Here is a 24,312-nt window from a genome sequence, read left to right as displayed (position 1 = left end):
TTATATCCCGGCAAATTCAAGTATTTGCGGGATCATCCCGGGAAAACGGGTGAAGCTGTGGTCGCCACCCTCGAAGACGCTTTGCCGGCAGCCGAACCAGAAGGCCTGCGCCTGCCGGTAATCGAGCACCTCGTCGCCGGTCTCGAGCAGCAGCCAGGTGCGCGCCGGATCCGGCCGGGCGACCTGGGCGGCGAGCTGCCCGGCATGCTCGGCGGTGAACACGAAACGCTCGCCGCTATGGAAATTGGCGTGTTCGCCGATGAATTTTGCCGGATCGAGGGCGTTGACCGTGGCCGGGTTGATCAGCACCGCGGCGAGCCCGTACTTTGCCGCCAGGTGGCTGGCGTAGTGGCCGCCGAGCGAGGAACCGACCAGCGTCGGCGGCACCTCGGCAGCCTCGATCAGCCGGCCGAGATCGGCGACTGCCTGCGCCGGCACCGGCGACAGCTGCGGACAGAGGAAGCGACCGCCCAGGCCGCGGACCGCCATCGCCTCGGCCATCAGGCGCGACTTCCACGAAGCCGGCGACGAGCAGAAGCCGTGCAGGTAGAGGATCAATCCACCCACTCGACCCAGCCCATCTGCGCGGTCAACAGCACGACCAGGCCGAAAACGATGCGGTACCAGGCGAACAGCGTGAAGTCATGGTTCGAGATGTAGCGGACCAGGGCCTTGACGCTGAGCATGGCGGCGGCGAAGGAGGCGACGAAACCGACCGCGAACACCGGCAGGTCCTCGAGGCGCAGGATCGCCCAGTTCTTGTAGACGTCGTAGAGGGTCGCCGCGAACATCGTCGGGATCGCCAGGAAGAACGAGAACTCGGTCGCGGTCTGGCGCGACAGACCGAAAACCAGGCCGCCCATGATCGTCGCCCCCGAGCGCGAGGTCCCGGGAAACATCGCCAGCGCCTGGGCGAAACCGACCTTGAGCGCATCCGGCCAGCGCATTGCGTCGACGCTGCTGATGCGCGGCTGGTACACCTTGCGCTCGATCCAGAGGATCAGGAAACCGCCGACGATCAGTGCCCCGGCGACGGTCAGCGGATTGAACAGGTAGGTCTTGATGGTCCCGTGGAACATCAGCCCTAGTATCGCCGCCGGCAGGAAACCGACCACCAGCAGGCCGACGAAGCGCTGCTGCACCGGATCGCCGCGCAGGCCGCCGGCGACGCGGACGATGCGCTCGCGATAGAGCCAGCAGACGGCGAGGATCGCCGCCAGCTGGATGACGATCTTGAACACCTTGCTCTGGTCGTCGGTGTAGCCGAGCAGGCTGCCGACGATGATCAGGTGGCCGGTCGAGGAAATCGGCAGGAATTCGGTAAGACCCTCGACGACGCCGAGGATCAGGGCTTTCAGGAGAAGGATGGGGTCCATGCAGGAGGCTCTATGACAAGAGCGCGCATTTTACCCCGGCGGCCGCGTTGCCGCCTCGAGATCGGCCAGCCAGCGCAGCGCCGAGGCAGGATCGTCGCCGCACATCTCGGCCGACGGCTGCAGCCCGGAACAGCAGGCCGGGCGTTCGGGAAGGCCGAAGATCCGGCAGCGCAGGTCGCCGTCAAGATGGCGGCAGGGCTCGCCGGCCGGCTTGGCCAGCGAACTGATCGAAGGGGCGATGCAGCAGGCGCCGCAGCCCGGCCGGCAGGCCAGGCTCATTTCGGCTCGACCGACGCCTGCTGACGGAGCATGTGCTCGGCCAGCGTGGCGTAGAGCGGCTTCGAGATCATCCGCGACACCACCGAGGCGATCAGCGCCGTCGCCATCAGGCTCATCACCAGCGAATAGCCGGCGACCATCTCCATGACGATGATGAAGGCGGTGATCGGCGCCTGCGTCGTCGCCGCCAGAAAGCCGACCATGCACAGGACGAGGACGCTGGTCGGGAAGGCGTGGTCGATCAGCAGCGGCAGCAGGTCCTGGCCGATGCCGGCGCCGATCGCCAGCGACGGCGCGAAGATGCCGCCAGGCAGCCCGCTCAGGTAGGAGAGCACGGTAGCGACGAACTTGGCCGGCCCGAAATACCAGGGCACCTCCTCGCGCCCGCTGAGCAGCGCCTCGGCCTCGGTGAAGCCGCTGCCCCAGGTGACGCCGCCGCTGACCGTGCCCAGCGCTGCCAGCAGCAGGCCGCAGAAGACGACGAAGGCGTAGGGATGGGCGGCGCGGAAATCGGCCAGCCGCCCCTTCCAGCCGGCCACCGGAATCAGCAGCATGCGCGCGAAGACGCCGCCGGCAACGCCGGTGACGACGGCGCAGACGAGCACGGTATAGAACAGTTCGTTGCTTTCGCCGAAGAAGACGACCCGGCCGAAGTAGTTTTCGCTGCCGAGAAAATGCTGGGCGACGACGCCGGCGAGGACGATCGCGGCGATGACGACGCCGCTGAGCCGCGATTCGACGCTGCGCGACAGCTCCTCGATGGCGAAGACGATGCCGGCCAGCGGCGCGTTGAAGGCAGCGGCAATGCCGGCGGCACCGCCGGCGACCAGCAGATGCTGGCGATGGATGCGCAAAGTCGTCGGCATGAAGCGACCGGCCGCCGCCATCAGGCTGGCGCCGACCTGGACCGTCGGCCCTTCGCGGCCGAAGGAGAACCCGGCACCGACCGCCGCCACCCCGAGCACGATCTTGCCCAGCGCGATACGCAGCGAGACCAGCGGCCGCCACGGCCCCTGCGCCGGCCGGCGGATTTCGGCGACGACCTGGGGAATGCCGCTGCCCTGGACCCCGGGGAAATACTCGCGGGTCAGCCAGAGCAAGGCGGCGCCGGCCGCCGGCGTGAGCACGAAGGGCAGCCAGGGAAAGCGTTCGGCAAAGTGGACGAAGGTTTCGCCGGCCTTGTCACTGAGCAGCGCGAAGGCAACCGCCGCCAGGCCGACAACGATGGCGCAGCCCCAGAAGACCAGGCGCCCGCCCCAAACCTTCAGCCGCGCCAGCAGATGATTCTGGTTGGCACGCATCCAGGCCTGGGCGCGCCGCAGGCGGGCTTCGAGCCAGCGCTGCATCAGGGGCGCCACCGGGGCAAGGGGCCGGACGCCGGCAACAGTTCTGCGAAAAACGAAGACATGACCGGCATTTTGACCGATTTTGCCGGACATTGGCCGATAAAAATGGCGGCCGCAGCCGCCATTTTCATCGCTTTCGGGGCGTCGACCGTGTCACAGCTTGCGATAGATCTCGGCACCGCTCCTGACGAACTCGACCGCCTTGGTCTCCATCCCCTTCTCCAGCGCCTCGGCCTCGTTCAGGCCTTGCGCCGCGGCGAAGTCGCGCACGTCCTGGGTGATCTTCATCGAGCAGAAGTGCGGGCCGCACATCGAGCAGAAGTGGGCGACCTTGGCCGATTCCTTGGGCAGGGTCTCGTCGTGGAAGGACTTGGCCTTGTCCGGGTCGAGACCGAGGTTGAACTGGTCGTCCCAGCGGAACTCGTAGCGCGCCTTGGACAGCGCGTTGTCGCGGATCTGCGCGCCGGGATGGCCCTTGGCGAGGTCGGCGGCGTGCGCGGCGAGCTTGTAGGTGATGATGCCTTCCTTGACGTCGTTCTTGTCCGGCAGCCCCAGGTGCTCCTTCGGCGTCACGTAGCAGAGCATGGCGGTGCCGTACCAGCCGATCATCGCGGCGCCGATGCCGCTGGTGATGTGGTCGTAGCCCGGCGCGATGTCGGTGGTCAAGGGGCCCAAGGTGTAGAACGGGGCTTCCTTGCAGTATTCGAGCTGCAGGTCCATGTTCTCCTTGATCAGGTGCATGGGCACGTGACCCGGCCCTTCGATGATGGTCTGCACATCGTGCTTCCAGGCGATCTCGGTCAGTTCGCCCAGGGTCTTCAGCTCGCCCAGTTGTGCTTCGTCGTTGGCGTCGTAGATCGAGCCGGGACGCAGGCCGTCGCCGAGGCTGAAGGCGACGTCGTAGGCCTTCATGATTTCGCAGATTTCCTCGAAGTGCGTATAGAGGAAGCTTTCCTTGTGGTGCGCCAGACACCACTTGGCCATGATCGAGCCGCCGCGGCTGACGATGCCGGTCATGCGGTTGGCAGTCATCGGGATGTAGCGCAGCAGCACGCCGGCGTGGATAGTGAAGTAATCGACGCCTTGCTCGGCCTGCTCGATCAGCGTGTCACGGAAGATTTCCCAGGTCAGGTCCTCGGCCTTGCCGTTGACCTTCTCCAGCGCCTGGTAGATCGGCACGGTACCGATCGGTACAGGCGAGTTGCGGATGATCCACTCGCGGGTTTCGTGAATGTTCTTGCCGGTGGACAGGTCCATCACCGTGTCGCCGCCCCAGCGGATCGACCAGGTCATTTTCTCGACTTCTTCCTGAATGGACGAGCCGAGCGCCGAGTTGCCGATGTTGGCGTTGATCTTGGTGAGGAAGTTGCGGCCGATGATCATCGGCTCGCTTTCCGGGTGGTTGATGTTGTTCGGGATGATGGCGCGGCCGCGGGCGATCTCGGAGCGCACGAATTCCGGCGTGATTTCGGCCGGGATGCTGGCGCCGAAGTTCTGGCCCGGATGCTGGCGGGTCAGCAGCTTGGCCATTTTTTCGCCCTGCGGGCCGGTCGACCGTAAACTTTCGATGTAGGCGGCGCGATTGAGGTTTTCGCGGATCGCCACGTATTCCATTTCCGGCGTGATGATGCCTTTGCGGGCGTAATGCATCTGCGACACGTTGGCGCCGGCCTTGGCGCGGCGCGGCTTGCGCTGCAGGCCGGGGAAACGCAGTTCGTCGAGCTTGGCGTCGGCAGCGCGCTGACGGCCGTATTCGGAAGTCAGGTCGGGCAGCTCCTCAGTGTCGCCGCGCTCTTCGATCCACCTGGCGCGCAGCGCCGGCAGGCCGGAACGGATGTCGATCTGCGCCGCCGGGTCGGAATACGGGCCGGAACAATCGTAGACGAAGATCGGCGGATTCTTCTCGCCACCGAAGCCGGTCGGCGTGTCGGCTTGCGAGATTTCACGCATCGGCACCCGGAGGTCGGGGCGCGAGCCCTCGATGTAAACCTTGCGCGAATTCGGCAGCGGCTGGATGGCGGCCTCGTCGACTTGGGCGTTGGCGGCAAGGAAGGTGTCTTTGGCGTTCATGATGTCTCCGGTCTTGGAATCAGCGGGTAAGACGGGCGGGAAGCGAGCTGGTTCCTAGGTCGGAGTTCGTTTCCCTTCGCCGGCATGACCCGATCAGGTTCGAAGGGTATTTCTCAGCCGCAGGAAATTCGCGCGGCACCCCTAACGAGTGGGCTGCAAGGTACTGGAAAGACAGGCAAAATGCAAGAAATGCGAAGGCCGGCTCAAGATTTCTCGAAATCGGTCGAAATATGTCCGACAAGCCTGCGAATATGAAGAAAAAACCAAAGGAACGCCCATGCGCCTGATGACCATCGCCATCGCCCTGGCCAGCCTGCCCTGGATCGCCTCGGCAGCGCCGAGCTGGCAGAACATCTCGTCCGAAGCCGGCCGCCGCATCGAACTCGACCGCAGCACGCTCAAGCGCACCGGCAACGTCGTCGAGGCGCAGAGCCGGGTCACGCTCGACCGCGAACTGACCGACGGCAAGACCGGCAACCCCTACAAGATCATCGAGGCGACCACCCGCTACGACTGCGCCACGCGCAGCGCCAGGACGATCAAGCGCATCTATCGGCAAACCGAGAAGGAAGCGCTGCGCGAAGAGGACATCGCCGGCACCGAGCTGCCGGTGCGTAGCGGCACGCTCGACGACCGCGTGCTGCGCGAAGTCTGCCGGCCACCCAAGGAAAGCGCCGGCGAACTGGCGCAGAAGGCGAACGAGGCCGCCGGCCAGTTGCAGCAGGCGAACGAAGCCCTGCTCAAGAAGGAGCTGGCCAGGACCGAAGGCAGCCCGGCGCTGAAGACCAGCGAAACCGCGGCACCGATTCCGTCGATCCGCCCGAACCTCAAGGCCGCCGCCGAAGCCAACCAGTCGCAGGAAAAAACGGCCGCCGCCACCGAGAAAGCGCCTGCCGCCGCTACCGAAAAGCCGGCCGCGGCCCGCGCCCTGCCGACAATCAACGCTCCGCTCGGCACCACGCAACTCGTCCGCAACAATGCCCCGACCCCGCGCAGCGCCCCCCGTCCGGCGGCGAAGCCGACGCCGGCGGCTGGCGGCTACATGCTGGAACTCGTCAATCCGGCACAAGCACTGCCACAAGGGCGCATCGAATGGGGCTACGAAGGTGCCGGCGGCCCCGAAAACTGGGCCCGCATCGACCCGCGCAACCAGCTCTGCGCCAGCGGCAAGCGGCAATCGCCGATCGACATCCGTGACGGCATCAAGGTCGACCTCGAACCGATCCGCTTCGATTACCGCCCGTCGACCTTCCGCATCATCGACAACGGCCACACCGTCTCGGTCAACGTCGGCGAAAGCCGTTTTTCGCTGACCGGCAAAACCTATGAGCTCGAGGACATCCATTTCCACCGGCCATCCGAAATGCGCGTCGACGGCCAGCGCTACGAGATGTCGATCCACCTGGTGCACCGCTCGCTCGACGGCGCCCTCGCCGTTGTCGCGCTGCTCCTCGAGCGCGGCACCGAGCATCCGGAAATCCAGACGCTGTGGAACCACCTGCCGCTGGAGAAGCACAGCCCGGTGCAGCCGCCGAAAACCGCCGTCAATCCGGCCCGGCTGCTGCCCGAATCCGGGCAGTACTACACTTTCATGGGCTCGCTGACGACACCGCCGTGCACCGAAGGCGTCACCTGGATCGTCATGAAGCAGCCGGTCCAGGTCTCCGACGAGCAGATCCGCATCTTCAGCCGCCTCTACCGCAACAACGCCCGCCCGCTGCAAGCGGTCGGCGACCGCCTGATCAAGGAAAGCCGTTGACCCTGACGGGAGCGCAGTGCTAACTTAATGACCCCAAAGTCATTAAGTTGCACATGCCAACCCCTGCTCCCGCCCGCAAACGCCGCAAGGAAGCCCGCCCCAGCGAACTGCTGGCGGCCGCGCTGAGCCTTTTCGTGGACAAGGGCTACGCCGCCACCCGACTCGAGGACGTGGCGACGCTGGCCGGGGTTTCCAAGGGCACGCTCTACCTCTACTACGCCAACAAGGAAGCGCTGTTCATGGCGGTGATCCAGGAAGGCATCGTGCCGGTCCTGGCCGAAAACGAGGAAATCGCCGCCCGCCATACCGGCAGCAGCTTCGCCCTGCTCGAAAAATTGCTCGAGCACTGGTGGAGCCGCATCGGCTGCACCGCCTACGCCGGCATTCCCAAGCTGATGGTCGCCGAAGCCCGCAACTTCCCGGAAATCGCCGCCTATTACTACCGCAACGTGATCGCCCGCGGCCGCGCGCTGGTCGGCGCCGCACTGCAGCGCGGCATGGACAGCGGCGAATTCCGCCGTCTCGACATCGAGCAGACGATCGACGTCGTCATCGCACCGGTGCTGATGTTGCTGATCTGGGATTTCTCGCTCGGCCACTTCAAGGACACGCCCAGCGACACCAACGCCTATCTTGCGGTGCACATGGATCTGATGCGGCAGGGGCTGTGCGTCCCTCGGGTATAATCAGCTTTTGTCGGAACCAATATATTAGCGTATGCTAATACTTGTCTGCGGAGACACCACATGAACATCGAACAAGCGCGCTTCAACATGATCGAACAGCAGATCCGCCCCTGGGAGGTTCTCGACCCGCAAGTGCTCGACCTGCTCTTCGTCGTCAAGCGCGAGGACTTCGTGCCGGCCGCTTATCGCAATCTCGCGTTCGCCGACATGGAAATCCCGCTCGGCGAAGGCCAGGTGATGCTGGCGCCACGCGTCGAAGCCCGCCTGCTGCAGGAACTCGCTGTCCGCAAGAGCGACCGCATCCTCGAGATCGGCACCGGCAGCGGCTACATGGCCGCCCTGCTGGCTGCCCGCGGCGAGCATGTGGTCAGCCTGGAAGTGCGTCCGGCCCTGGCCGATGCCGCCCGCGCCAACCTGCAACGCGCCGGCGTCGCCAACGTCTCGGTGGAAACCGCCGACGGCAGCCGCGGCTGGCCGCAGCGCGCGCCCTTCGATGTGATCGTGGTCTCCGGCGCCGTTGCCGAGATCCCGCAGGAACTGCTCAAGCAGCTGCGTGTCGGTGGCCGCCTGGCGGCCGTGGTCGGCAGCGCGCCGGTGATGGAAGCGCAACTGGTGACCTGCGTCGCCGACGGCGTCTTCAACACCGTCAACCTTTTCGAAACCGTCGTGCCGACGCTCGACGGCGCCGCCGCCAAGCCGGGCTTCGCCTTCTGATGAAGCAGATCCGGGCGCGACAACTGGCCGACTGGCTGGCCGACGACAGTCGGCCGCAGCCGCTGCTGCTCGACGTCCGGGAACCTTGGGAAGTGGCGCAGTGCCAGATCGCCGGCTCGCTGCCGATGCCGATGCATACGGTGCCGGTGCGCTGCGACGAACTCGATCCGGCGCGCGAGATCGTCGTCATCTGCCATCACGGCGGCCGCAGCATGCAGGTTGCGATGTTTCTCGAACGCCGCGGCTACGCCACGGTGTACAACCTGATGGGCGGCGTCGAGGGCTGGGCCTGCGAAGTCGATCCCGGCATGAGCCGATACTGAGGAAAGCATGAAGAAACTTGCCTGGCTGCTGGCCTATCCGCTACTGGCGACGCCGCTGTTCGCCGCCGACCTGATGCAGGTCTATCGCGAGGCCCAGGACAACGACCCGGTTTTCGCCGCCGCCCGCTCGACCCTCGACGCCGGCCGCGAAAAGGCGCCGCAAGGACTCTCCGGCCTGCTGCCCAGCCTGACCCTGTCGGGCAATACGGTGTGGAACGATGCCGAGACCGAGCCGCGCAACAACCCGGCGGCACGCAGCAGCAACAGCTACAACACCAACGGCTACCAGCTGACGCTGTCGCAGCCGCTGTTCCGCTGGCAGAACTGGATCGCCTACGACCAGGCCAAGCTGCAGGTGGCGCAGGCCGAGGCGAGTTTCGTCCAGGCCCGCCAGGACCTCATCCTGCGCGTTGCCCAGGCCTACTTCGACGCGCTCTACGCCAGCGAGAACCTGACCGCGGTGCGCGCCAACAAGGAAGCCATCGCCCAGCAGCTCGAACTGGCGAAAAAGAGCTTCGAGGTCGGCACCGCGACGATCACCGACACCCATGAAGCGCAGGCCCGTTTCGACCTGGTCATCGCCCAGGAGCTGGCTGCCGAAAGCGAACTCGAAATCCGCCAGCAGGCGCTGCGCACGCTGACCGGCAAGGAGCCCGGCCCGCTGGCGCCGCCGCGCAAGGACGCGCCGCTCAACGCGCCGGAACCGAACCGGCTGGCCGACTGGATCGCCGCCGCCGAAAAGGACGCGCTGCCGGTCCAGATCCAGCAGACGCTGGCCGAGATCGCCGCCCGCGAAGTCGACCGCCAGCGCGCCGGCCATTACCCGACCGTGGACATCGTCGCCAACGGCGGCAAGGCCAAGGCCTTCGCCAGCGGCACGATGGTCGACTCCGACTACAACAACGTCGGCCTGCAACTGAACATCCCGCTCTTCCAGGGCGGCCTGACCACCTCGCGGCAGCGCGAAGCCGCCGCCAACCGCAGCGCCGCCCAGTCCGGCCTCGAGGCCGCCCGCCGCAACGCGGCGCTGGCGGCGCGCCAGTACTACCTTGGCGTGACCAGCGGCCTGTCGCAGGTCAACGCGCTGAAGGCGGCGCTGGTCTCGTCGCAGTCGGCGCTGGCCTCGAACAAGCTTGGCTACGAAGTCGGCGTGCGCATCAACATCGACGTGCTCAACGCCGAGAACCAGGTCTACGTGACTCGCCGCGACCTGGCCAAGGCGACCTTCGACACGCTGCTCGCGCAACTGCGCCTGAAGGCGGCGGTCGGCGCCCTCGGCGACGACGACGTCGCCCGCATCAACGCCCTGCTCGACCCGGAAAACGCTCGATAAGCGCCAGCGTCCGCTGCGTCGCGCCCCGATGGGCGGCAGCGAATTCGCCAGCGGCGGCACGCATCGCGGCGAGACTGGTGGTTTTTTCCGAAAACAGGCGGTCGACCGTCAGCATCAGCGCGTCGGCATCGGCGACCCGCTGCGCCGCACCGGCGGCCAGCGCATCCTCGGTGGCCCGCTGGAAATTGAAAGTGTGCGGGCCGACCAGCACCGGGCAGCCGCAGGCCGCCGCCTCGATCAGGTTCTGGCCACCCAGCGGCAGCAGGCTGCCACCGATGAAGGCGAGGTCGGCAAACGCGTAATAGGCCGCCATCTCGCCCATGCTGTCGCCCAGCCAGACGGCAGTGCCGGCATCCGGCAAGCCCTCGCTGCGCCGCCGCCAGGCCAGGCCGCGGGCAGCAAGTAACTCGGCGACCTCGGCAAAGCGCTGCGGATGACGCGGCACCAGCACCAGCAAGGCGTCGCTGCCGGCATGACGTTGCCAGGCGTCGAGCAGCAGCGCTTCTTCGCCCTCGCGCGTACTCGCCGCCAGCCACACCGGCCGACCGGCCAGCGCCGTCCGCCACGACTGGCCGAGCGCCAGGCGCTCGGGCGCCGGCACGACGTCGAACTTCAGGTTGCCGCAAACCGCGACCGGCGCAGCGCCGAGCGCTGCCAGACGGGCCGCGTCGGCCTCGCTCTGGGCAGCGACCGCGGCCAGGCTGGCGAAGGCCGGGCGGACCAGCGCGGCGAAGCGGCGATAGCCGCGCGCCGAACGCTCGGACAACCGGGCATTGACCAGCAACAGCGGAATCTCGTGGCGACGGGCACCAGCCAGCAGGTTCGGCCAGATCTCGGTTTCCATCAGGACGCCGAACTCGGGCGCGAAATGCCGGAAAAAGCGGTCAACCGCATCCGGCAGATCGTACGGCAGGTAGGCCTGGATCACCCGCTCGCCGAAGACCTCGGCACCGGCGGCGCGGCCGGTCGGGGTCATGCCGGTGAGCAGGATCCGGTGCGCTGGCCAGCGCGCCTGCAGCGCCTCGACCAGCGGCTGGGCGGCACGGGTTTCGCCGACCGACACGGCATGCACCCAGATCAGCCGGTTTTTGCCGTTCCTGGGCCGTCGACCGTCAGCGTAGACGGCAAAGCGCTCGCCGAGATTGGCCAGGTATTCCGGTTGCCGCCGCGCCCGCCAGGCCAGGCGGACGAAGATCGCCGGCAGCAGCAGGTAGAGCGCCAGCAAGTACAGCCAGCGGGCGATCATGCCAGCACCGGCGCCAGTTCGCCGAGGACCGCGGCGGCGGTCGGACACTGGCCGGCGCCGCCGAGGTTGCGATGGAAGCCGCTGCCGTAAACGCCGGTCAGCCCGGGCTCGGTCGCCGTGTACAGGGCAACGGTCGGCGTGCGCAGGGCGACCGCCAGGTGGGTCAGCCCGGTATCGACGCCGACCACGGCGCGAGCCCCGCCCAGCAGCGTCGCCAGCGCGTCGAGACGCATCGCCGGCGCCGCCAGCGCTCCCGGAATCGCCGCCGCCAGGCGGGCCGCACGGGCCCGCTCGACGGCACTGCCGGCCGGCAGCACGACCGTCAGGCCGCGCCCGGCAAGTTCGCCGCCGAGTTCGATCCAGCGTGCTTCCGGCCAGAGCTTGTCGTCGCGGCTGGTGGCGGTGAGCAGCACGAGGTAAGGCCGCGCCGGCAGCCAATCGAGCGCCAGCGCCGGCGCGGCGATGCCGTAATCGACCGGATCGTCGGCAGCATAGCCGAGCGCTGCGGCGGCCAGGCAGCGGTTGCGGACGACCGCGTGCAAATCGCGGGCAACCGGGTAGTGGCGGTCGTAGAAGCGGGCCGCCAGCGGTTCGCGGGCGCTGTCGCCGGTGTAGCCGGCGAGCGGGCCGCGGGCACGCGAAGCGAGCAGCGCGCTCTTGAACAGGCCCTGGGTATCGAGCACCAGATCGTAATCGACCTCGCGCAGGCGGCGCTGGAAATCGCCGATCTCGCGCCAGGTCTCGCCGCGCAGCAGCGCCTTGCGCCAGCGCCGGACGGCAACCGGGACGGTACGCCCGACCGCCGGATGCAGGCGCGGAATCTGGGCGAAGCCCTCCTCGACGCACCAGTCGATCCTGGCCTCCGGGAAATGCCGCCGGATGTCGGTGGCGACCGGCAGGTTGTGGATGACGTCGCCGAGCGAGGAGGTTTTGACAAGCAGGATGCGCATCGGCAAAAACAGGGGAAAGCCGGGAGAAGGCGCGATTATAGAACGCCGCGGCAAGGCCGACGGCTTATCCATGAATCATGCGCAGCTGCGGTAAAATGCCCGGATTTGGACAACGGACAGTCACCATGTGCGGCATCGTCGCGGCAGCAGCCGGCAGCAACATCGTTCCCATCCTCGTCGAGGGCCTGAAGAAGCTCGAGTACCGGGGCTATGACTCGGCCGGCCTGGCCGTCACCGGCGCCGCGCAGATCGAGCGCGTCCGCTCGGTCGGCCGTGTCGCCGAACTCGAGGCCGCCGCCGCCGGCACCGCCTCGCCGACCGGCATCGCCCACACGCGCTGGGCGACGCACGGCGTGCCCTCGGAACGCAATGCGCACCCGCACATCTCGGGCAGCATCGCCGTCGTCCATAACGGCATCATCGAGAACTACGAGAGCCTGCGCGAGGAACTGAGCGCCCAGGGCTACGTGTTCACCTCGGATACCGACACCGAAACCATCGCCCACCTGGTCGAGGCCCTGCTCAAGGACGAACCCGACCTCTTCCGCGCCGTCCAGCGCGCCTGCCGCCGCCTGGTCGGGGCCTACGGCATCGCCGTCATCGACCAGCGCCAGCCGGGCAAGGTCGTCGTCGCCCGCGAAGGCTCGCCGCTGCTGCTCGGCCTCGGCGCGGACGGCAACTACGCGGCCTCGGACGCCTCGGCGCTGCTGCAGGTGACGCGCAACATGGTCTATCTGGAAAACGGCGATATCGCCGAGTTGACCGTCAGCGGCGTCCGCATCGAACGCCTCGACGGCACGCCGGTCGAGCGCCCGGTGCATGTCTCGCAGCTCTCGGCCGCCGCGGTCGAACTCGGCAACTTCCGCCACTACATGCAGAAGGAAATCTTCGAGCAACCGGAAGCCCTGGCCAACACGCTCGAGATCGTCGGCGGCAGCCGCAGCATCCAGCCCGGCATTTTCGGCGCCGAAGCCGGCAGCTTGCTGCAGGATGTCGACCACATCCTGATTCTTGCCTGCGGCACCAGCGCCCACTCCGGGATGACCGCCCGCTACTGGCTCGAAGCCGTCGCCGGAGTGCCGTGCACGGTCGAGATCGCCAGCGAGTACCGCTATCGCTGCTCGGTGGCGAACCCGCGCCAGCTGATCGTCGCCATCTCGCAGTCCGGCGAAACCGCCGACACGCTGGCGGCGCTGCGTCACGCCAAGTCGCTCGGCCAGTTGAAAACGCTGGCCATCTGCAACGTCCCCGAATCGGCGATCGTCCGCGAATCGGCGCTGCGCTTCATCACCCGCGCCGGCCCGGAAATCGGCGTCGCCTCGACCAAGGCCTTCACCACCCAGCTGGCGGCGCTGTTCCTGCTGACGCTGGTGGTCGCCAAGGTGCGCGGCCGCCTCGACGCCGCCCAGGAAAGCGCCTACATCGACCAGCTGCGTCACCTGCCGGTCGCGGTCAACAAGGTGCTGACGCTGGAAAGCGAGATCGAGGGCTGGGCCCGCCGCTTCGCCGACAAGCAGCACGCGCTCTTCCTCGGCCGCGGCCGCCATTACCCGATCGCCCTCGAAGGCGCGCTCAAGCTCAAGGAAATCTCCTACATCCACGCCGAAGCCTACCCGGCCGGCGAGCTCAAGCACGGGCCGCTGGCCCTGGTCGACGCCAGCATGCCGGTGATTTCGGTGGCGCCCAACGACGAACTGCTCGAGAAGCTCAAGTCCAACCTCCAGGAAGTCCGCGCCCGCGGCGGCGAACTCTACGTCTTCGCCGACGCCGACTCGGAAATCCCGGCCTCGGAAGGCGTGCACATGCTGCGCCTGCCCGAGCACTACGGCCTGCTCTCGCCGATCCTCCACGTCATCCCGCTGCAGCTGCTCTCCTACCACGCCGCCCTGGTCAAGGGTACCGACGTGGACAAGCCGCGCAACCTGGCCAAGTCGGTGACCGTGGAATGAGCTTTTTGCCGCAATTTGACGGTCGACCGTAAAACATGGCCACTTTTGCGATCGGCGACATCCAGGGTTGCCACGACTCGCTGCGGCGCCTGCTCGACGCCTGCGCCTTCGACCCGGCGCAGGACCGCCTGTGGCTGGTCGGCGACCTGGTCAACCGTGGCCCGCAGTCGCTGGCGACCTTGCGCCTGATCAAGTCTTTCGGCGACGCGGCGCTGACCGTGCTCGGCAACCACGACCTCTACCTGCTGATGGTCGCCGAGGGCGGCGCCAAGTTCCGCGGCAAGGACGACACGCTCGACGACATCCTCGGCGCGCCCGACCGCGACGAGCTGCTCGACTGGCTGCGCCGGCAACCGCTGTGCCACACCGAGGGCAACTACTGCCTGGTGCACGCCGGCCTGTTGCCGCAATGGACTGCCCGCCAGGCGCGCGAGCTCGCGCGCGAGGTCGAGGCCAAGCTGCAGGGCAAGGATTTCCGCGAGTTCATCCTCAACCTGTGGGGCAGCGAGCCGGCGGCCTGGGACGACGATCTCAAGGGCTGGGGCCGGCTGCGCGTGATCGTCAATGCGATGACCCGGATGCGCTTCTGCACCAAGAAAGGGGTCATGGAGTTCAAGGCCAAGGGCAAGCTGGCCAACGCCCCCGAGGGCTACCTGCCGTGGTTCGAGGTCCCCGGGCGCAAGAGCGCCGACAGCGTGCTGGTCACCGGCCACTGGTCGGCGCTCGGCCTGCGCATCACGCAGAATCTGCTAGCGCTCGATTCGGGCTGCCTGTGGGGCGGCCATCTGACGGCGGTGCGCCTGGAAGACCGGCGGGTGTTCCAGGTGGATTGCTCGCCAACGGAAGTCCAGCCGCTAAAGCGATAGCCTCGCGCGCCGCCGCCGCGACCTGCTTGCGATCCTCGCCGGCCAGGCCGCGCAGCGGCGTCGTCACCAGCCGGGCAATGATGCGCGGCCGCTTGAGGATGGCACGCGTACATTGGCCGAGCGAAAGATCGCCGTCGTAGCGCGGCGCCAGGCTGCGCTCGCCGTTCAGCTCCCAGTACGAAATCGCCGCCGGCAGTACCGGCCGGGCGGCGGCCAGCGCCGGCTGCAGCAGCGCCGCGTGGAAATGCAGCAGGCTGCGGCCATCGGTCGTCGTGCCTTCGGGAAAGACAGCGACCACCTTGCCCTGACCGAGGATGCCGGCGATTTCCTCGTTGATCAGGCGGGCGTGGCCACGGCTGCCGCGGCGCAGGAAGACGGTGTCGTTCTTCCAGGCCAGCCAGCCGATCACCGGCCAGCGCCGGACTTCTTCCTTGGCGACGAAGGCCGACGGGACGGCGGCATTGATGACGAAGATGTCGACCCAGGAAACATGGTTGGCGACCAGCAGCACCCCGGGCGCGAGGTGGGTCAGGTCGGCCTCGAGTTCGACGCCGAGCGCGTCGAGCACCGCCGCCGACCAGCTCTGCTTGAGCAGCAGCCGGCGCCGGTCGCCGCAGAGGCGGAACACGCTCAGCGCCACCAGCGCGCCGGCCAGCACCAGCAGGCAGAGGCGGAACAGCCGGTAGGCGCGCAGTGCGGTCGGTGTCTCTTTCAGTCTGTCTGTCCCAGGTAGTGTTTGGCGTAGCGGCTGGAGACCTTGGCCATCGGCATCAGGATGGGCAGGTCGGCCGTGTTGAAGTCGGGATCCCAGGCCGGTTCGCCGCAGATCCAGGCCCCGGCGCGCAGGTAACCCTTGATCAGCGGCGGCACCTCGGCCGGGCGATCCTGCTGCAGGGCCGCCAGCGGCAGCGGACAACGCGGGAAGACGCGGTATTCCTGCGGCCCCAGGTGCTCGGCAGCGAGGCGATTATACAGGCTGGCCGCGGCGTGGCCGCCGTCGGCCATGCTGATCGAGGCGCAGCCGATCAGGTAGTCGTGGCCGCGTTCGATCATGTACTGGGCCAGGCCCGACCAGAGCAGGGTGATCGTCGCCCCGGTGCGATAGTCGGGATGGACGCAGGAGCGGCCGATCTCGACCATGCGCGGACGCAGGTGCTGGAGACGCGTCAGGTCGAATTCGTTTTCCGAGTAGTAGCCGACCTGGCGGGCGTTTTCCGGCGGCAGGATGCGGTAGGTGCCGACGATTTCGCCGCTTTGCGTGTCGCGGACGACCAGATGCTCGCAGTAGGGGTCGTAGATGTCGTGATCGACGCCGGGCGTGCGGCTGGGCAGGTTGGCGCCCATCTCGCCGGCGAAGATGCGATGGCGCAGGCGCTGGGCCTCCAGGATGTCGCCGTTGCTGCGGGCAAAACCGACCGACAGGCTGCGCTTCTCGGGGCGGCTGCGGTCGGCAGCCTTGTGGATGTTTTCCATGTTGTTCTCCTTGTGCATATGGAGAACAGCATGGAAGACGCGTGTTACACGGCTATTGCCCGGCCATTACAGCTCGATGTCAGGATTGCCAGGGCAGGCTGCCGAAGGCCTTGCGGTAACGCTCGCCGATTTCCTCGCGGCTCGGCTGGTGATTCTGGCCACCGCGATGGGCAATCTTGATCGCCCCCATCAGCGAAGCCAGACGACCGGTCGTCGGCCAGTCCCAGCCGTTGGCGATGCCATGGAGCAGGCCGGCCCGGTAGGCATCGCCGCAACCGGTGGGGTCGACGATGGCGTCGGCCGGGGCGCAGGGGATGCGATGGACGGTGCCGTCGGCGTAGATGTCGGAGCCTTCGCCGCCGCGGGTGACGATCAGCGCCCTGACCTCCTGCGCCAGTTGCTCGAGGCTGCGTCCGGTGCGGTCGCAGGCGAGCCTGGCCTCGTAGTCGTTGAAACAGGCGTAGTCGGCCAGGCGCAGGAATTCCATCAGGTCGTCGCCATCGAACATCGGCAGCCCCTGGCCCGGATCGAAGATGAAAGGCACGCCGGCGGCGGCGAAGTCGCGCGCATGCTGGAGCATGCCTTCACGGCCGTCGGGGGCGACGATGCCAAGCCTGGCCTTGGCCTGCTCGACCTTGTTGAGGTGCGAGAAGCTCATCGCGCCGGGGTGGAAGGCGGTGATCTGGTTGTCGTCGAGGTCGGTGGTGATGAAGGCCTGGGCGGTGAAGCTGCCCGGCACTTCGCGCACGTGCGCGCGACTGAGGCCGAGCTTGTCGAGGCGCGCCAGATAGGGCGCCGCGTCGTCGCCGACGGTGGCCATGATGCTGGCGTCACCGCCGAGGAGCATCAGGTTGTAGGCGATGTTGCCGGCGCAGCCGCCGAATTCGCGGCGCATTTCCGGGACCAGGAAGGCGACGTTGAGGATGTGGATCTGCTCGGGCAGGATGTGCTCTTTGAAGCGGCCCGGAAAGACCATGATGTTGTCGAAGGCGAGCGAACCGCAGATCAGTGTCGTCATGAGTCAGGGATAGAAGATGTAGAGGCGGTAGCCGGCAGCACCGATACCCGAGGCTTCGATCCACAGGCGGACGGGAACGTCGCTGCCAGAGGGGAATTCGGGCGGCGGGGCCGAGGCCAGGTAGTCGGCGGCGGCAATGATGCGCCGGGCGACGACACGGTCGTTGACGTCGGTCAGCGTCAGCTCCAGGCTCGGCCAGGCCTGCGCGTGACGGGCCCGGTTGCGCAAGGTGGCATTGAGGACGAAGAGTCCGCGCCCGCTGTCGAACTGCAGGTCGGAAGTCTCGATCGAGACCAGCGCCGCGTCGCGCGGCAAAGGCACCGCGATGCCGAGCGCCGCGTAGGCATCGGCCGCGGCAGGCAGGCGCAGCACGACCTCGGTCCGGTAGTGGTGGGCGAGCTGGCCGGCCAGGCCGAGCAGCAGCAGCACGAAGACCAGCAGGTAGGGCCACAACGGTGCCGCGTGGCTGCCGTCGTCGAAGCCGCCGAGTCCGTCGCTGGCCAGCGGACCGGCCGACCAGCGGTTGTAGGCCTGGCTGTCGGCCAGTTCGCGCACCGCGACCAGACCGGCCTCGCGGGCGGCCAGCGTGCTTTCCTCGGGGGTTTCCGGCAAGGGCTCGGGCAAGGGGCCGACCGGCGTCAGGGCCGCCGGAGCGACATCGACGTCTGCGTCGACCGCCGGCATTGCAGCAGGCGGCGGCTCGTCCGGCAATTCTGGCGGCAACGCGGCTGCCGGGGTGGCTTCGGCCGGCGGCATTTCCTGCATTTCCGGGACGTCGACCGTGAACTTCGGCGAATTTTCTGCCACGTGCTCTTCCGGCAGGGGCGGAACGCTCTCGGCCAGGGGCGGCTCCGGCGGATTTGCCGCCCCCGCGGCGAGGGGCTCTGCGGCCGCCGGGGCGTCATCGGCAACCAGGAGATGATCGAAGGCGTTGAAGACGCTCTGGCAATGTCCGCAACGGACCTTGCCGGCCTTCAGCCGCAGCTGCTCGGAGGTGACGCGGAAAACCGTGCCACACGCCGGGCAACGGCTGCGGGTCAGGGCCTGACCCCGGCCAGACATACCCAGTCCTCGCGCACATCGGCCACCTGCAGCGGAATCCACGGCGCGTAGACGGCGATGATTTCCTCGGCCTGTTCGCGGAGGATGCCGGACAGGGCGAGCCGGCCGCCGGCGCGGACATGCGCGCAGATGGCGGGAGCGAGGACACGCAGCGGATTGGAGAGGATGTTGGCCACGACGAGATCATACTCGCCTGCCAGCGCCTCTGCCGAGTCGGAAAAGCGCGCGGCAACGCCATTGCTGTCGGCGTTGGCGTTGGCCGCCTCGACCGCCAGCGGATCGATATCGACGCCGGCCACGGCCGCCGCACCCAACTTGGCGGCGGCAATCGCCAGGATGCCGGAACCGCAACCATAGTCGAGGACGGATTCGCCGCCGGCGATGGTCCGTTCGAGCCACTCCAGGCAGAGTCGGGTGGTCGGATGCGAACCGGTACCGAAAGCCATGCCCGGATCGAGCACCAGATTGATCGCCGCCGGATCCGGCGACTCGTGCCACGAGGGCACGATCCACAGGCGCCCGGAGACGCGGATCGGCTCGAACTGCGCCTGCGTCAGCTGGACCCAGTTCTGTTCCTCGACCGGCTCGACAGTGAATGACGGAGCACCGGCCAAGCCGGCCTGGGCGGCCGCCTCGGCGAGCATCGCGGCGACATCGGCATCCGGCTCGAACAGGGCGACGACACGCGAATGCGCCCAGCCCGGCGTGGTCACCGAGCCGGGTTCGCCGAATTGCGGCTGCTCGTCGGGAGTGCCGGCATCGGCATCCTCGATGCTCGCCGACAGGGCGCCGAGTTCGAGCAGGGCGTCGCAGACCGGCTCGGCACTGGCCGCATCGGTCAGGAAGCTGACGTTTTGCCAGGCCATGCTTACTGCTTGACCTCGCTCTTGTCGGCCAGCTTGTGCTCCAGGTAATGGATGCTGGTGCCGCCCTCGTTGAAGCGGGCGTCGAGCATCAACTCCTGGTGCAGCGCGATGTTGGTCTTGATGCCCTGGACGCTCATCTCGGACAGCGCGATGCGCATGCGGCGGATCGCCTGCTCGCGGGTATCGCCGTAGGCGATGACCTTGGCGACCATCGAATCGTAGTGCGGCGGTACGCGATAACCCTGGTAGATGTGCGAATCGACACGAATGCCGGGACCGCCGGGCGGATGGTAGAACTCGATCTTGCCGGGCGAGGGCACGAAGGTGAAGGGATCCTCGGCATTGATCCGGCACTCGATCGCATGGCCGCGGAAGACGATGTCCTTCTGGCGGTAGCGCAACTTCTCGCCGGCAGCGACACGGATCTGCTCCTGGACGATGTCGACGCCGGTGATCATCTCGGTGACCGGATGCTCGACCTGGACGCGGGTGTTCATCTCGATGAAGTAGAACTCGCCGTCCTCGTAGAGGAATTCGAAGGTGCCCGCGCCGCGGTAGCCGATCTTGCGGCAGGCCTCGGCGCAGCGTTCGCCGATGCGGCTGATCAGGCGTGCCGGAATGTGCGGCGCCGGCGCCTCCTCGATCACCTTCTGGTGGCGGCGCTGCATCGAGCAGTCGCGTTCGCCGAGGTAGATGGCGTTCTTGTGCTCGTCGGCGAGCACCTGGATTTCGACGTGGCGCGGGTTTTCCAGGAACTTTTCCATGTACACCGCGGGATTGCCGAAGAACTGGCCGGCTTCCTGACGAGTCATCGCCACCGCATTGACCAGCGCCGCCTCGGTATGCACCACGCGCATGCCACGGCCACCGCCGCCGCCGGCGGCCTTGATGATCACCGGATAACCGATGGCCCGGGCGATCTTGATGATTTCCTTCGGATCGTCGGGCAGGGCACCGTCGGAACCGGGCACGCAGGGCACGCCGGCCGCTTTCATCGCATCCTTGGCCGAGACCTTGTCGCCCATCAGGCGGATGGTTTCGGCGCGCGGGCCGATGAAGACGAAACCCGAGGTCTCGACCCGCTCGGCGAAATCGGCATTCTCGGAGAGGAAGCCGTAGCCCGGGTGGATGGCCTGGGCGTCGGTGACTTCAGCCGCCGAGATGATCGCCGGAACGTTCAGGTAGCTTTGCGCCGACGCCGCCGGCCCGATGCACACCGACTCGTCGGCCAGCTTGACGTACTTGGCTTCGCGGTCGGCCTCGGAATGGACGACGACGGTCTTGATGCCGAGTTCGCGGCAGGCGCGCTGGATGCGCAGCGCGATCTCGCCGCGATTGGCGATCAGAATCTTTTCGAACATCGCCATGATCAGCCGATCACAAACAGGGGCTCGCCAAATTCGACCGGTTCGCCGTTGTCGAGCAGGATCGCCTTGACCGTACCGTCGGCGTCGGCTTCGATTTCGTTGAGCAGCTTCATCGCTTCGATGATGCACAGCGTGTCGCCCTTCTTGACGACGCTGCCGACCTGAACGAAGGCATCGGCACCGGGCGACGGCGAGCGGTAGAAGGTGCCGACCATCGGCGACTTGACGACGTGGCCTTCCGGCAGCTCGTCCTCGTCGTCGAGGTTCACCGCGGAAGCCGCCGGAGCGGCAGCGGCGGCCGGCATGGCGGCCGGCATCGCATACTGGACGGGGGCGGCAACCGCGCCGAAATGCTTGGCGATGCGGACCTTTTCCTCACCTTCGGTGACTTCGAGTTCGGAGATGCCGGACTCCTGTACCAGGTCGATAAGTTTCTTCAGCTTGCGCAGATCCATGATGACTCCCTAAATTTTTCGCGCATTTTGGGCGCATGATCACGACAATTGTCGTTATTGATCCAGATTGATCTTGTTGAGAAGGTACTCGAGGGCCAAACGATAGCCCTCGTGACCGAGGCCGCAGATGACGCCGACGGCCAGGTCGGAGAAGTACGAGTGCTGCCGGAAAGGTTCGCGGGCATGCACGTTCGACAGATGCACCTCGACAAAGGGGATGGCGACCGCCGCCAGGGCGTCGCGCAGCGCGACGCTGGTGTGGGTGTAGGCGGCCGGGTTGATGATGATGGCGCGGACGCCCTGCTCACGGGCCGCATGGATGCGCTCGATCAGCGCGCCTTCGTGATTGCTCTGGAAGGCTTCCAGTTCGACCCCGACGCTTTCCGCCAGCCTGGCCAGCGCCAAGTTGATGTCGGCCAGGGTCGTGCGACCGTAGTGTTCGGGTTCACGCGTCCCAAGCAGGTTCAGGTTGGGGCCATGCACCACCAGGATGCGGGCCTTTTCCGCCGGCTTGGAAGCAGTTTTTCGCTTCGTCATGGCGGCAAGTTTGCCGCAAATCGCCGCAACTTGTCCAGCCTATTCCTTTAGTAAGAGACGCAGCTCGGCCGCCCGCATCCGCTCGCGCGGCCGTCCGTCGCGGTGTTTCAGGCTGACCCGCTCGAGATGATGCGGCAGGATCACCAGGTTGGCATCGACGGTATCGGTGGCCACCTGCAGCACGGCCTCGACCTTGTCGCTGCGCGGCGTCGCGTGATCGACGTCGATGCCCCGGTTGAGCAGGAAGATCTCGACTTCCTTGGCGCTGTCGGCGAAGAGCAGGATGTCGATGTGCGAATGCTCGCCGGCGGTGCCGTCGAGCACCGAACCGGTCAGCCAGGGATTGAAGTCGGCCAGCAGTTCCATCAGCTCCAGCGCCGACTGACGCATCGCTGCCAGCATCTCGACATGCAATTCGCCCTGGTAAAGCGTGCGGTAGGCGCGCAGCTCGGCCTCGACCTCGGCATTGTCGGGAAAGGCACTGTGCTCGGGCAGGCCGAGCTGGCGCGCGGCCTTCTTCTTGGCCAGGTGGTAATCGCTGACGCCATCCTCGGCCATCAGTCGCGCCGCGGCGGCGGCAATCGCGTTGCGGGTCCCGGGACCCGTCCTCGGCCTGTCGTGGCGGGGCATGATGTCTCGCTCAGGGTAAAATCGCCTTCATTCTAACCACAGTACGTGACATGCACATTCACATTCTCGGCATCTGCGGCACCTTCATGGGCGGCATCGCCCAGCTGGCGGTCGCCTCCGGTCACCGCGTCACCGGCTGCGACGCCAACGTCTATCCGCCGATGAGCGACCAGCTGCGCCAGGCCGGCATCGAGCTGATCGAGGGCTTCGCCGTCGACCAGCTGGCGCTGAACCCCGACGCCTTCGTCGTCGGCAACGCGATCTCGCGCGGCAACCCGCTCCTCGAGGCGATCCTCGATCGCGGCCTGGCCTATGTTTCCGGACCGCAATGGCTGGCCGAGAACGTCCTCCAGGGCCGCTGGGTGCTCGGCGTCGCCGGCACCCACGGCAAGACCACGACCAGTTCGATGCTGGCCTGGATCCTCGAGGACGCAGGCATCAGCCCCGGCTTCCTGATCGGCGGCGTGCCGCTCAACTTCGGCGTTTCCGCCAGGCTCGGGACGACGCCTTTCTTCGTCATCGAAGCCGACGAGTACGACACCGCCTTCTGCGACAAGCGCTCGAAATTCGTGCATTATCGGCCGCGAACCGTGGTCCTGAACAACCTCGAGTTCGATCACGCCGACATCTTCGCCAATCTTGAAGCGATCGAAACACAATTCCACCACCTGGTGCGCACCCTGCCGCAATCCGGGCTGATCGTCGCCAACGCTGCCGAAGCCAGCCTCGAGCGTGTCCTCGCGCGCGGCTGCTGGACACCGGTCGAGCGCTTCAACGATCCGGCCGGCTATCGCTGCAGCGGCGACGACGCTGACGGTCAACTGGTCCTGCACGACAAAAATGGCGAGGTCGGCCGCTGCACCTGGCAGCTGAACGGCGAACACAACCGCGCCAACGCCTGCGCCGCGCTGCTCGCCGCGCGTCACGTCGGCGTGCCGCTGGACAAGGGCCTGGAAGCCCTGAGCCGCTTCGGCAACGTCAAGCGACGCATGGAAGTGCGCGGTGTCGTCCGCGACATCACCGTCTACGACGATTTCGCCCACCACCCGACGGCAATCGCGACAACCGTCGCCGGGCTGCGCCGCAAGGTCGGCGACGCCCGCATCCTGGCGGTGCTCGAACTGCGCTCGAACACCATGAAGCTGGGCACGATGAAGGCCCAGCTTCCCGGCAGCCTGGGCCAGGTCGACGCCGCTTTCTGCTACGCCGGCAACCTCGGCTGGGACGCCGCCGCCGCGCTCGCGCCGATGGGCCCGCGCGCCGCCGTTTTCGACCAGATCGACGGACTGGTCGAGGCGGTCGCCGCCGCTGCCCGCCCCGGCGACCACATCCTGGTGATGAGCAACGGCGGCTTCGGCGGCATCCACGGCAAACTTCTGGAAAGGCTTTCGGCATGAAACGACGCAGCTTCATCGGCCTCGCCGCCGCGCTGGCGCTGGCCGCCTGCGGCAAGGGCGAACCCCGCCTCAACCACCCCGACCTGCAGGCCGCCAACGTCGTGCCGACGGCAAACCTGTTCGACGGTCAGGGTCGACCGCGAAATTTCGAGGAATTCCGCGGCAAGGCGGTGATCGTCTTCTTCGGCTACACCAGCTGTCCGGATATCTGCCCGGCGGCACTGCGCAAGTACGCCAGCCTGATCCGCAACCTGCGCGACAAGGAGGCCGAACGCGTCCAGCTGGTCTTCATCAGCATCGACCCCGAGCGCGACACGCCGGAACGCGCCGACACCTACGCCAAGTGGTTCAACCCGCAGTTCCTCGGCCTCTCCGGCACGGAAGAGCAGATCGCCGAGGTTGCCCGCCAGTTCAAGGTCGTTTACAGCAAGAAGAACGTCGAAGGCGGCATGAACTACGTCGTCGACCACAGTACCGACGCTTACCTGATCGACCCGCGCGGCCAGCTGCGCCTGGCGATTCCGGAAGCGGCGCTGATCGAGCCGATTGCCGCCGACCTGCGCCAGCTGCTTGGCGAGCCATAAATGAAAAAGCCCCCGCCGTGGCGGGG

At 67.1% G+C, this 24,312-nt stretch carries 24 protein-coding genes, 1 pseudogene and 1 riboswitch; of the genes and pseudogenes, 9 read left to right on the top strand and 16 right to left on the bottom strand.

Annotated features, from left to right (window positions below):
• The 5 genes from DFR40_RS00225 to thiC all read right to left on the bottom strand — a co-directional run bounded on the left by DFR40_RS00225 (nucleotide 1) and on the right by thiC (nucleotide 5,071).
• Nucleotides 1–567, bottom strand: a complete 567-nt coding sequence (locus DFR40_RS00225; RefSeq protein ID WP_342767590.1) for a YqiA/YcfP family alpha/beta fold hydrolase — start codon at nucleotides 565–567, stop codon at nucleotides 1–3.
• Nucleotides 555–1,376, bottom strand: a complete 822-nt coding sequence (locus tag DFR40_RS00220) for an undecaprenyl-diphosphate phosphatase (RefSeq protein ID WP_121456482.1) — start codon at nucleotides 1,374–1,376, stop codon at nucleotides 555–557. The genes DFR40_RS00225 and DFR40_RS00220 overlap by 13 nt, the downstream gene beginning before the upstream one ends.
• A gap of 30 nt (nucleotides 1,377–1,406) precedes the next feature.
• A complete protein-coding gene (locus tag DFR40_RS00215) occupies nucleotides 1,407–1,649 on the bottom strand; it encodes a YkgJ family cysteine cluster protein (protein WP_211329703.1) in 243 nt (80 codons plus the stop codon).
• 2 nt (nucleotides 1,650–1,651) lie between these two features.
• Complete coding sequence (locus DFR40_RS00210) at nucleotides 1,652–3,001, bottom strand: chloride channel protein (protein ID WP_121456609.1); 1,350 nt, start codon at nucleotides 2,999–3,001, stop codon at nucleotides 1,652–1,654.
• Between the two features lie 153 nt (nucleotides 3,002–3,154).
• Nucleotides 3,155–5,071, bottom strand: a complete 1,917-nt coding sequence (gene thiC, locus DFR40_RS00205) for a phosphomethylpyrimidine synthase ThiC (RefSeq protein ID WP_121456480.1) — start codon at nucleotides 5,069–5,071, stop codon at nucleotides 3,155–3,157.
• Nucleotides 5,072–5,125: 54 nt separating this feature from the next.
• A riboswitch (TPP riboswitch) is annotated at nucleotides 5,126–5,224 on the bottom strand.
• A 124-nt stretch (nucleotides 5,225–5,348) separates the two neighbouring features.
• Between thiC and DFR40_RS00200 the strand changes: the two genes are divergently transcribed.
• Genes DFR40_RS00200 through DFR40_RS00180 form a run of 5 tightly spaced genes read left to right on the top strand, consistent with a single transcriptional unit; the run spans nucleotide 5,349 to nucleotide 9,886 of the window.
• Nucleotides 5,349–6,830 carry a carbonic anhydrase gene (locus tag DFR40_RS00200; RefSeq protein WP_121456479.1) on the top strand — a complete coding sequence of 494 codons (1,482 nt, stop codon included), beginning with the start codon at nucleotides 5,349–5,351 and terminating at the stop codon, nucleotides 6,828–6,830.
• Between the two features lie 53 nt (nucleotides 6,831–6,883).
• Nucleotides 6,884–7,516, top strand: coding sequence for a TetR/AcrR family transcriptional regulator (locus DFR40_RS00195; protein ID WP_121456478.1), 633 nt, complete (start codon nucleotides 6,884–6,886; stop codon nucleotides 7,514–7,516).
• 60 nt (nucleotides 7,517–7,576) lie between these two features.
• Nucleotides 7,577–8,230, top strand: a complete 654-nt coding sequence (locus DFR40_RS00190) for a protein-L-isoaspartate O-methyltransferase family protein (RefSeq protein WP_121456477.1) — start codon at nucleotides 7,577–7,579, stop codon at nucleotides 8,228–8,230.
• Complete coding sequence (locus tag DFR40_RS00185; protein ID WP_121456476.1) at nucleotides 8,230–8,553, top strand: rhodanese-like domain-containing protein; 324 nt, start codon at nucleotides 8,230–8,232, stop codon at nucleotides 8,551–8,553. Before DFR40_RS00190 ends, DFR40_RS00185 begins: the two co-directional genes overlap by 1 nt.
• 7 nt (nucleotides 8,554–8,560) lie before the next feature.
• Entirely contained in the window at nucleotides 8,561–9,886 is a 1,326-nt protein-coding gene (locus tag DFR40_RS00180; RefSeq protein ID WP_121456475.1) for a TolC family outer membrane protein, read from the top strand.
• Here the strand turns inward: DFR40_RS00180 and waaA are convergent.
• A complete protein-coding gene (gene waaA, locus DFR40_RS00175; RefSeq protein ID WP_121456474.1) occupies nucleotides 9,852–11,132 on the bottom strand; it encodes a lipid IV(A) 3-deoxy-D-manno-octulosonic acid transferase in 1,281 nt (426 codons plus the stop codon). The genes DFR40_RS00180 and waaA overlap by 35 nt on opposite strands.
• Nucleotides 11,129–12,082 carry a lipopolysaccharide heptosyltransferase I gene (waaC, locus tag DFR40_RS00170; protein WP_121456473.1) on the bottom strand — a complete coding sequence of 318 codons (954 nt, stop codon included), beginning with the start codon at nucleotides 12,080–12,082 and terminating at the stop codon, nucleotides 11,129–11,131. The genes waaA and waaC overlap by 4 nt, the downstream gene beginning before the upstream one ends.
• A 125-nt stretch (nucleotides 12,083–12,207) precedes the next feature.
• Here waaC and glmS point away from each other — a divergent pair, with 125 nt between their 5' ends.
• Both glmS and DFR40_RS00160 read left to right on the top strand, forming a co-directional pair.
• A complete protein-coding gene (gene glmS / locus DFR40_RS00165) occupies nucleotides 12,208–14,031 on the top strand; it encodes a glutamine--fructose-6-phosphate transaminase (isomerizing) (RefSeq protein ID WP_121456472.1) in 1,824 nt (607 codons plus the stop codon).
• 35 nt (nucleotides 14,032–14,066) lie between these two features.
• Nucleotides 14,067–14,897 (top strand): symmetrical bis(5'-nucleosyl)-tetraphosphatase, encoded by an 831-nt coding sequence (locus DFR40_RS00160; protein WP_121456471.1) that lies wholly within the window; start codon nucleotides 14,067–14,069, stop codon nucleotides 14,895–14,897.
• A 190-nt stretch (nucleotides 14,898–15,087) separates the two neighbouring features.
• Here the strand turns inward: DFR40_RS00160 and DFR40_RS17285 are convergent.
• The 9 genes and pseudogenes from DFR40_RS17285 to DFR40_RS00115 all read right to left on the bottom strand — a co-directional run.
• Nucleotides 15,088–15,408, bottom strand: a pseudogene (locus tag DFR40_RS17285) (lysophospholipid acyltransferase family protein); the annotation flags it as partial.
• A gap of 200 nt (nucleotides 15,409–15,608) precedes the next feature.
• Nucleotides 15,609–16,370, bottom strand: coding sequence for a GNAT family N-acetyltransferase (locus DFR40_RS00150; protein WP_121456608.1), 762 nt, complete (start codon nucleotides 16,368–16,370; stop codon nucleotides 15,609–15,611).
• A gap of 79 nt (nucleotides 16,371–16,449) precedes the next feature.
• The gene (locus DFR40_RS00145) at nucleotides 16,450–17,388 is read right to left on the bottom strand and encodes a carbohydrate kinase family protein (RefSeq protein WP_121456470.1); all 939 of its coding nucleotides are present in this window, start codon (nucleotides 17,386–17,388) and stop codon (nucleotides 16,450–16,452) included.
• A 3-nt stretch (nucleotides 17,389–17,391) separates the two neighbouring features.
• Nucleotides 17,392–18,450, bottom strand: coding sequence for a DUF3426 domain-containing protein (locus DFR40_RS00140; protein ID WP_121456469.1), 1,059 nt, complete (start codon nucleotides 18,448–18,450; stop codon nucleotides 17,392–17,394).
• A complete protein-coding gene (gene prmA, locus DFR40_RS00135) occupies nucleotides 18,426–19,316 on the bottom strand; it encodes a 50S ribosomal protein L11 methyltransferase (RefSeq protein WP_121456468.1) in 891 nt (296 codons plus the stop codon). Before prmA ends, DFR40_RS00140 begins: the two co-directional genes overlap by 25 nt.
• 2 nt (nucleotides 19,317–19,318) lie before the next feature.
• Nucleotides 19,319–20,677, bottom strand: a complete 1,359-nt coding sequence (accC, locus tag DFR40_RS00130) for an acetyl-CoA carboxylase biotin carboxylase subunit (protein WP_121456607.1) — start codon at nucleotides 20,675–20,677, stop codon at nucleotides 19,319–19,321.
• A gap of 8 nt (nucleotides 20,678–20,685) precedes the next feature.
• On the bottom strand, nucleotides 20,686–21,138 hold the full coding sequence (gene accB / locus DFR40_RS00125) for an acetyl-CoA carboxylase biotin carboxyl carrier protein (protein WP_121456467.1): 453 nt from the start codon (nucleotides 21,136–21,138) through the stop codon (nucleotides 20,686–20,688).
• Between the two features lie 54 nt (nucleotides 21,139–21,192).
• Nucleotides 21,193–21,675 carry a type II 3-dehydroquinate dehydratase gene (gene aroQ, locus DFR40_RS00120; protein ID WP_121456466.1) on the bottom strand — a complete coding sequence of 161 codons (483 nt, stop codon included), beginning with the start codon at nucleotides 21,673–21,675 and terminating at the stop codon, nucleotides 21,193–21,195.
• Between the two features lie 39 nt (nucleotides 21,676–21,714).
• Nucleotides 21,715–22,305: a hypothetical protein gene (locus DFR40_RS00115; RefSeq protein ID WP_121456465.1), complete on the bottom strand. Its 591-nt coding sequence runs from the start codon at nucleotides 22,303–22,305 to the stop codon at nucleotides 21,715–21,717.
• A 50-nt stretch (nucleotides 22,306–22,355) separates the two neighbouring features.
• On the opposite strand from DFR40_RS00115, the gene mpl reads away from it, so the two are divergent.
• Together mpl and DFR40_RS00105 are read left to right on the top strand one after the other, a co-directional pair.
• The gene (gene mpl, locus DFR40_RS00110; RefSeq protein ID WP_121456464.1) at nucleotides 22,356–23,702 is read left to right on the top strand and encodes a UDP-N-acetylmuramate:L-alanyl-gamma-D-glutamyl-meso-diaminopimelate ligase; all 1,347 of its coding nucleotides are present in this window, start codon (nucleotides 22,356–22,358) and stop codon (nucleotides 23,700–23,702) included.
• The gene (locus DFR40_RS00105; RefSeq protein ID WP_121456463.1) at nucleotides 23,699–24,286 is read left to right on the top strand and encodes an SCO family protein; all 588 of its coding nucleotides are present in this window, start codon (nucleotides 23,699–23,701) and stop codon (nucleotides 24,284–24,286) included. The genes mpl and DFR40_RS00105 overlap by 4 nt, the downstream gene beginning before the upstream one ends.
• Nucleotides 24,287–24,312: the final 26 nt, after the last annotated feature.

This window comes from Azonexus fungiphilus (assembly GCF_003634965.1).
GTDB classification, from domain to species: Bacteria; Pseudomonadota; Gammaproteobacteria; order Burkholderiales; family Rhodocyclaceae; genus Azonexus; species Azonexus fungiphilus.
This window is presented reverse-complemented; position numbering and strand designations above follow the sequence as displayed.

What these genes read in the sequence shown, in the direction of transcription:
- DFR40_RS00200 (WP_121456479.1), top strand. Translation starts at nt 5,349, where the DNA reads ATGCGCCTGATGACCATCGCCATCGCCCTGGCCAGCCTGCCCTGGATC.
- DFR40_RS00145 (WP_121456470.1), bottom strand. Translation starts at nt 17,388, where the DNA reads ATGACGACACTGATCTGCGGTTCGCTCGCCTTCGACAACATCATGGTC.
- DFR40_RS00140 (WP_121456469.1), bottom strand. Translation starts at nt 18,450, where the DNA reads ATGTCTGGCCGGGGTCAGGCCCTGACCCGCAGCCGTTGCCCGGCGTGT.
- DFR40_RS00195 (WP_121456478.1), top strand. Translation starts at nt 6,884, where the DNA reads ATGCCAACCCCTGCTCCCGCCCGCAAACGCCGCAAGGAAGCCCGCCCC.
- waaA (WP_121456474.1), bottom strand. Translation starts at nt 11,132, where the DNA reads ATGATCGCCCGCTGGCTGTACTTGCTGGCGCTCTACCTGCTGCTGCCG.
- mpl (WP_121456464.1), top strand. Translation starts at nt 22,356, where the DNA reads ATGCACATTCACATTCTCGGCATCTGCGGCACCTTCATGGGCGGCATC.
- DFR40_RS00105 (WP_121456463.1), top strand. Translation starts at nt 23,699, where the DNA reads ATGAAACGACGCAGCTTCATCGGCCTCGCCGCCGCGCTGGCGCTGGCC.
- DFR40_RS00115 (WP_121456465.1), bottom strand. Translation starts at nt 22,305, where the DNA reads ATGCCCCGCCACGACAGGCCGAGGACGGGTCCCGGGACCCGCAACGCG.
- DFR40_RS00180 (WP_121456475.1), top strand. Translation starts at nt 8,561, where the DNA reads ATGAAGAAACTTGCCTGGCTGCTGGCCTATCCGCTACTGGCGACGCCG.
- accC (WP_121456607.1), bottom strand. Translation starts at nt 20,677, where the DNA reads ATGTTCGAAAAGATTCTGATCGCCAATCGCGGCGAGATCGCGCTGCGC.
- DFR40_RS00185 (WP_121456476.1), top strand. Translation starts at nt 8,230, where the DNA reads ATGAAGCAGATCCGGGCGCGACAACTGGCCGACTGGCTGGCCGACGAC.
- DFR40_RS00190 (WP_121456477.1), top strand. Translation starts at nt 7,577, where the DNA reads ATGAACATCGAACAAGCGCGCTTCAACATGATCGAACAGCAGATCCGC.
- prmA (WP_121456468.1), bottom strand. Translation starts at nt 19,316, where the DNA reads ATGGCCTGGCAAAACGTCAGCTTCCTGACCGATGCGGCCAGTGCCGAG.
- DFR40_RS00160 (WP_121456471.1), top strand. Translation starts at nt 14,067, where the DNA reads ATGGCCACTTTTGCGATCGGCGACATCCAGGGTTGCCACGACTCGCTG.
- thiC (WP_121456480.1), bottom strand. Translation starts at nt 5,071, where the DNA reads ATGAACGCCAAAGACACCTTCCTTGCCGCCAACGCCCAAGTCGACGAG.
- aroQ (WP_121456466.1), bottom strand. Translation starts at nt 21,675, where the DNA reads ATGACGAAGCGAAAAACTGCTTCCAAGCCGGCGGAAAAGGCCCGCATC.
- accB (WP_121456467.1), bottom strand. Translation starts at nt 21,138, where the DNA reads ATGGATCTGCGCAAGCTGAAGAAACTTATCGACCTGGTACAGGAGTCC.
- waaC (WP_121456473.1), bottom strand. Translation starts at nt 12,082, where the DNA reads ATGCGCATCCTGCTTGTCAAAACCTCCTCGCTCGGCGACGTCATCCAC.
- glmS (WP_121456472.1), top strand. Translation starts at nt 12,208, where the DNA reads ATGTGCGGCATCGTCGCGGCAGCAGCCGGCAGCAACATCGTTCCCATC.
- DFR40_RS00150 (WP_121456608.1), bottom strand. Translation starts at nt 16,370, where the DNA reads ATGGAAAACATCCACAAGGCTGCCGACCGCAGCCGCCCCGAGAAGCGC.
- DFR40_RS00220 (WP_121456482.1), bottom strand. Translation starts at nt 1,376, where the DNA reads ATGGACCCCATCCTTCTCCTGAAAGCCCTGATCCTCGGCGTCGTCGAG.
- DFR40_RS00210 (WP_121456609.1), bottom strand. Translation starts at nt 3,001, where the DNA reads ATGCAGCGCTGGCTCGAAGCCCGCCTGCGGCGCGCCCAGGCCTGGATG.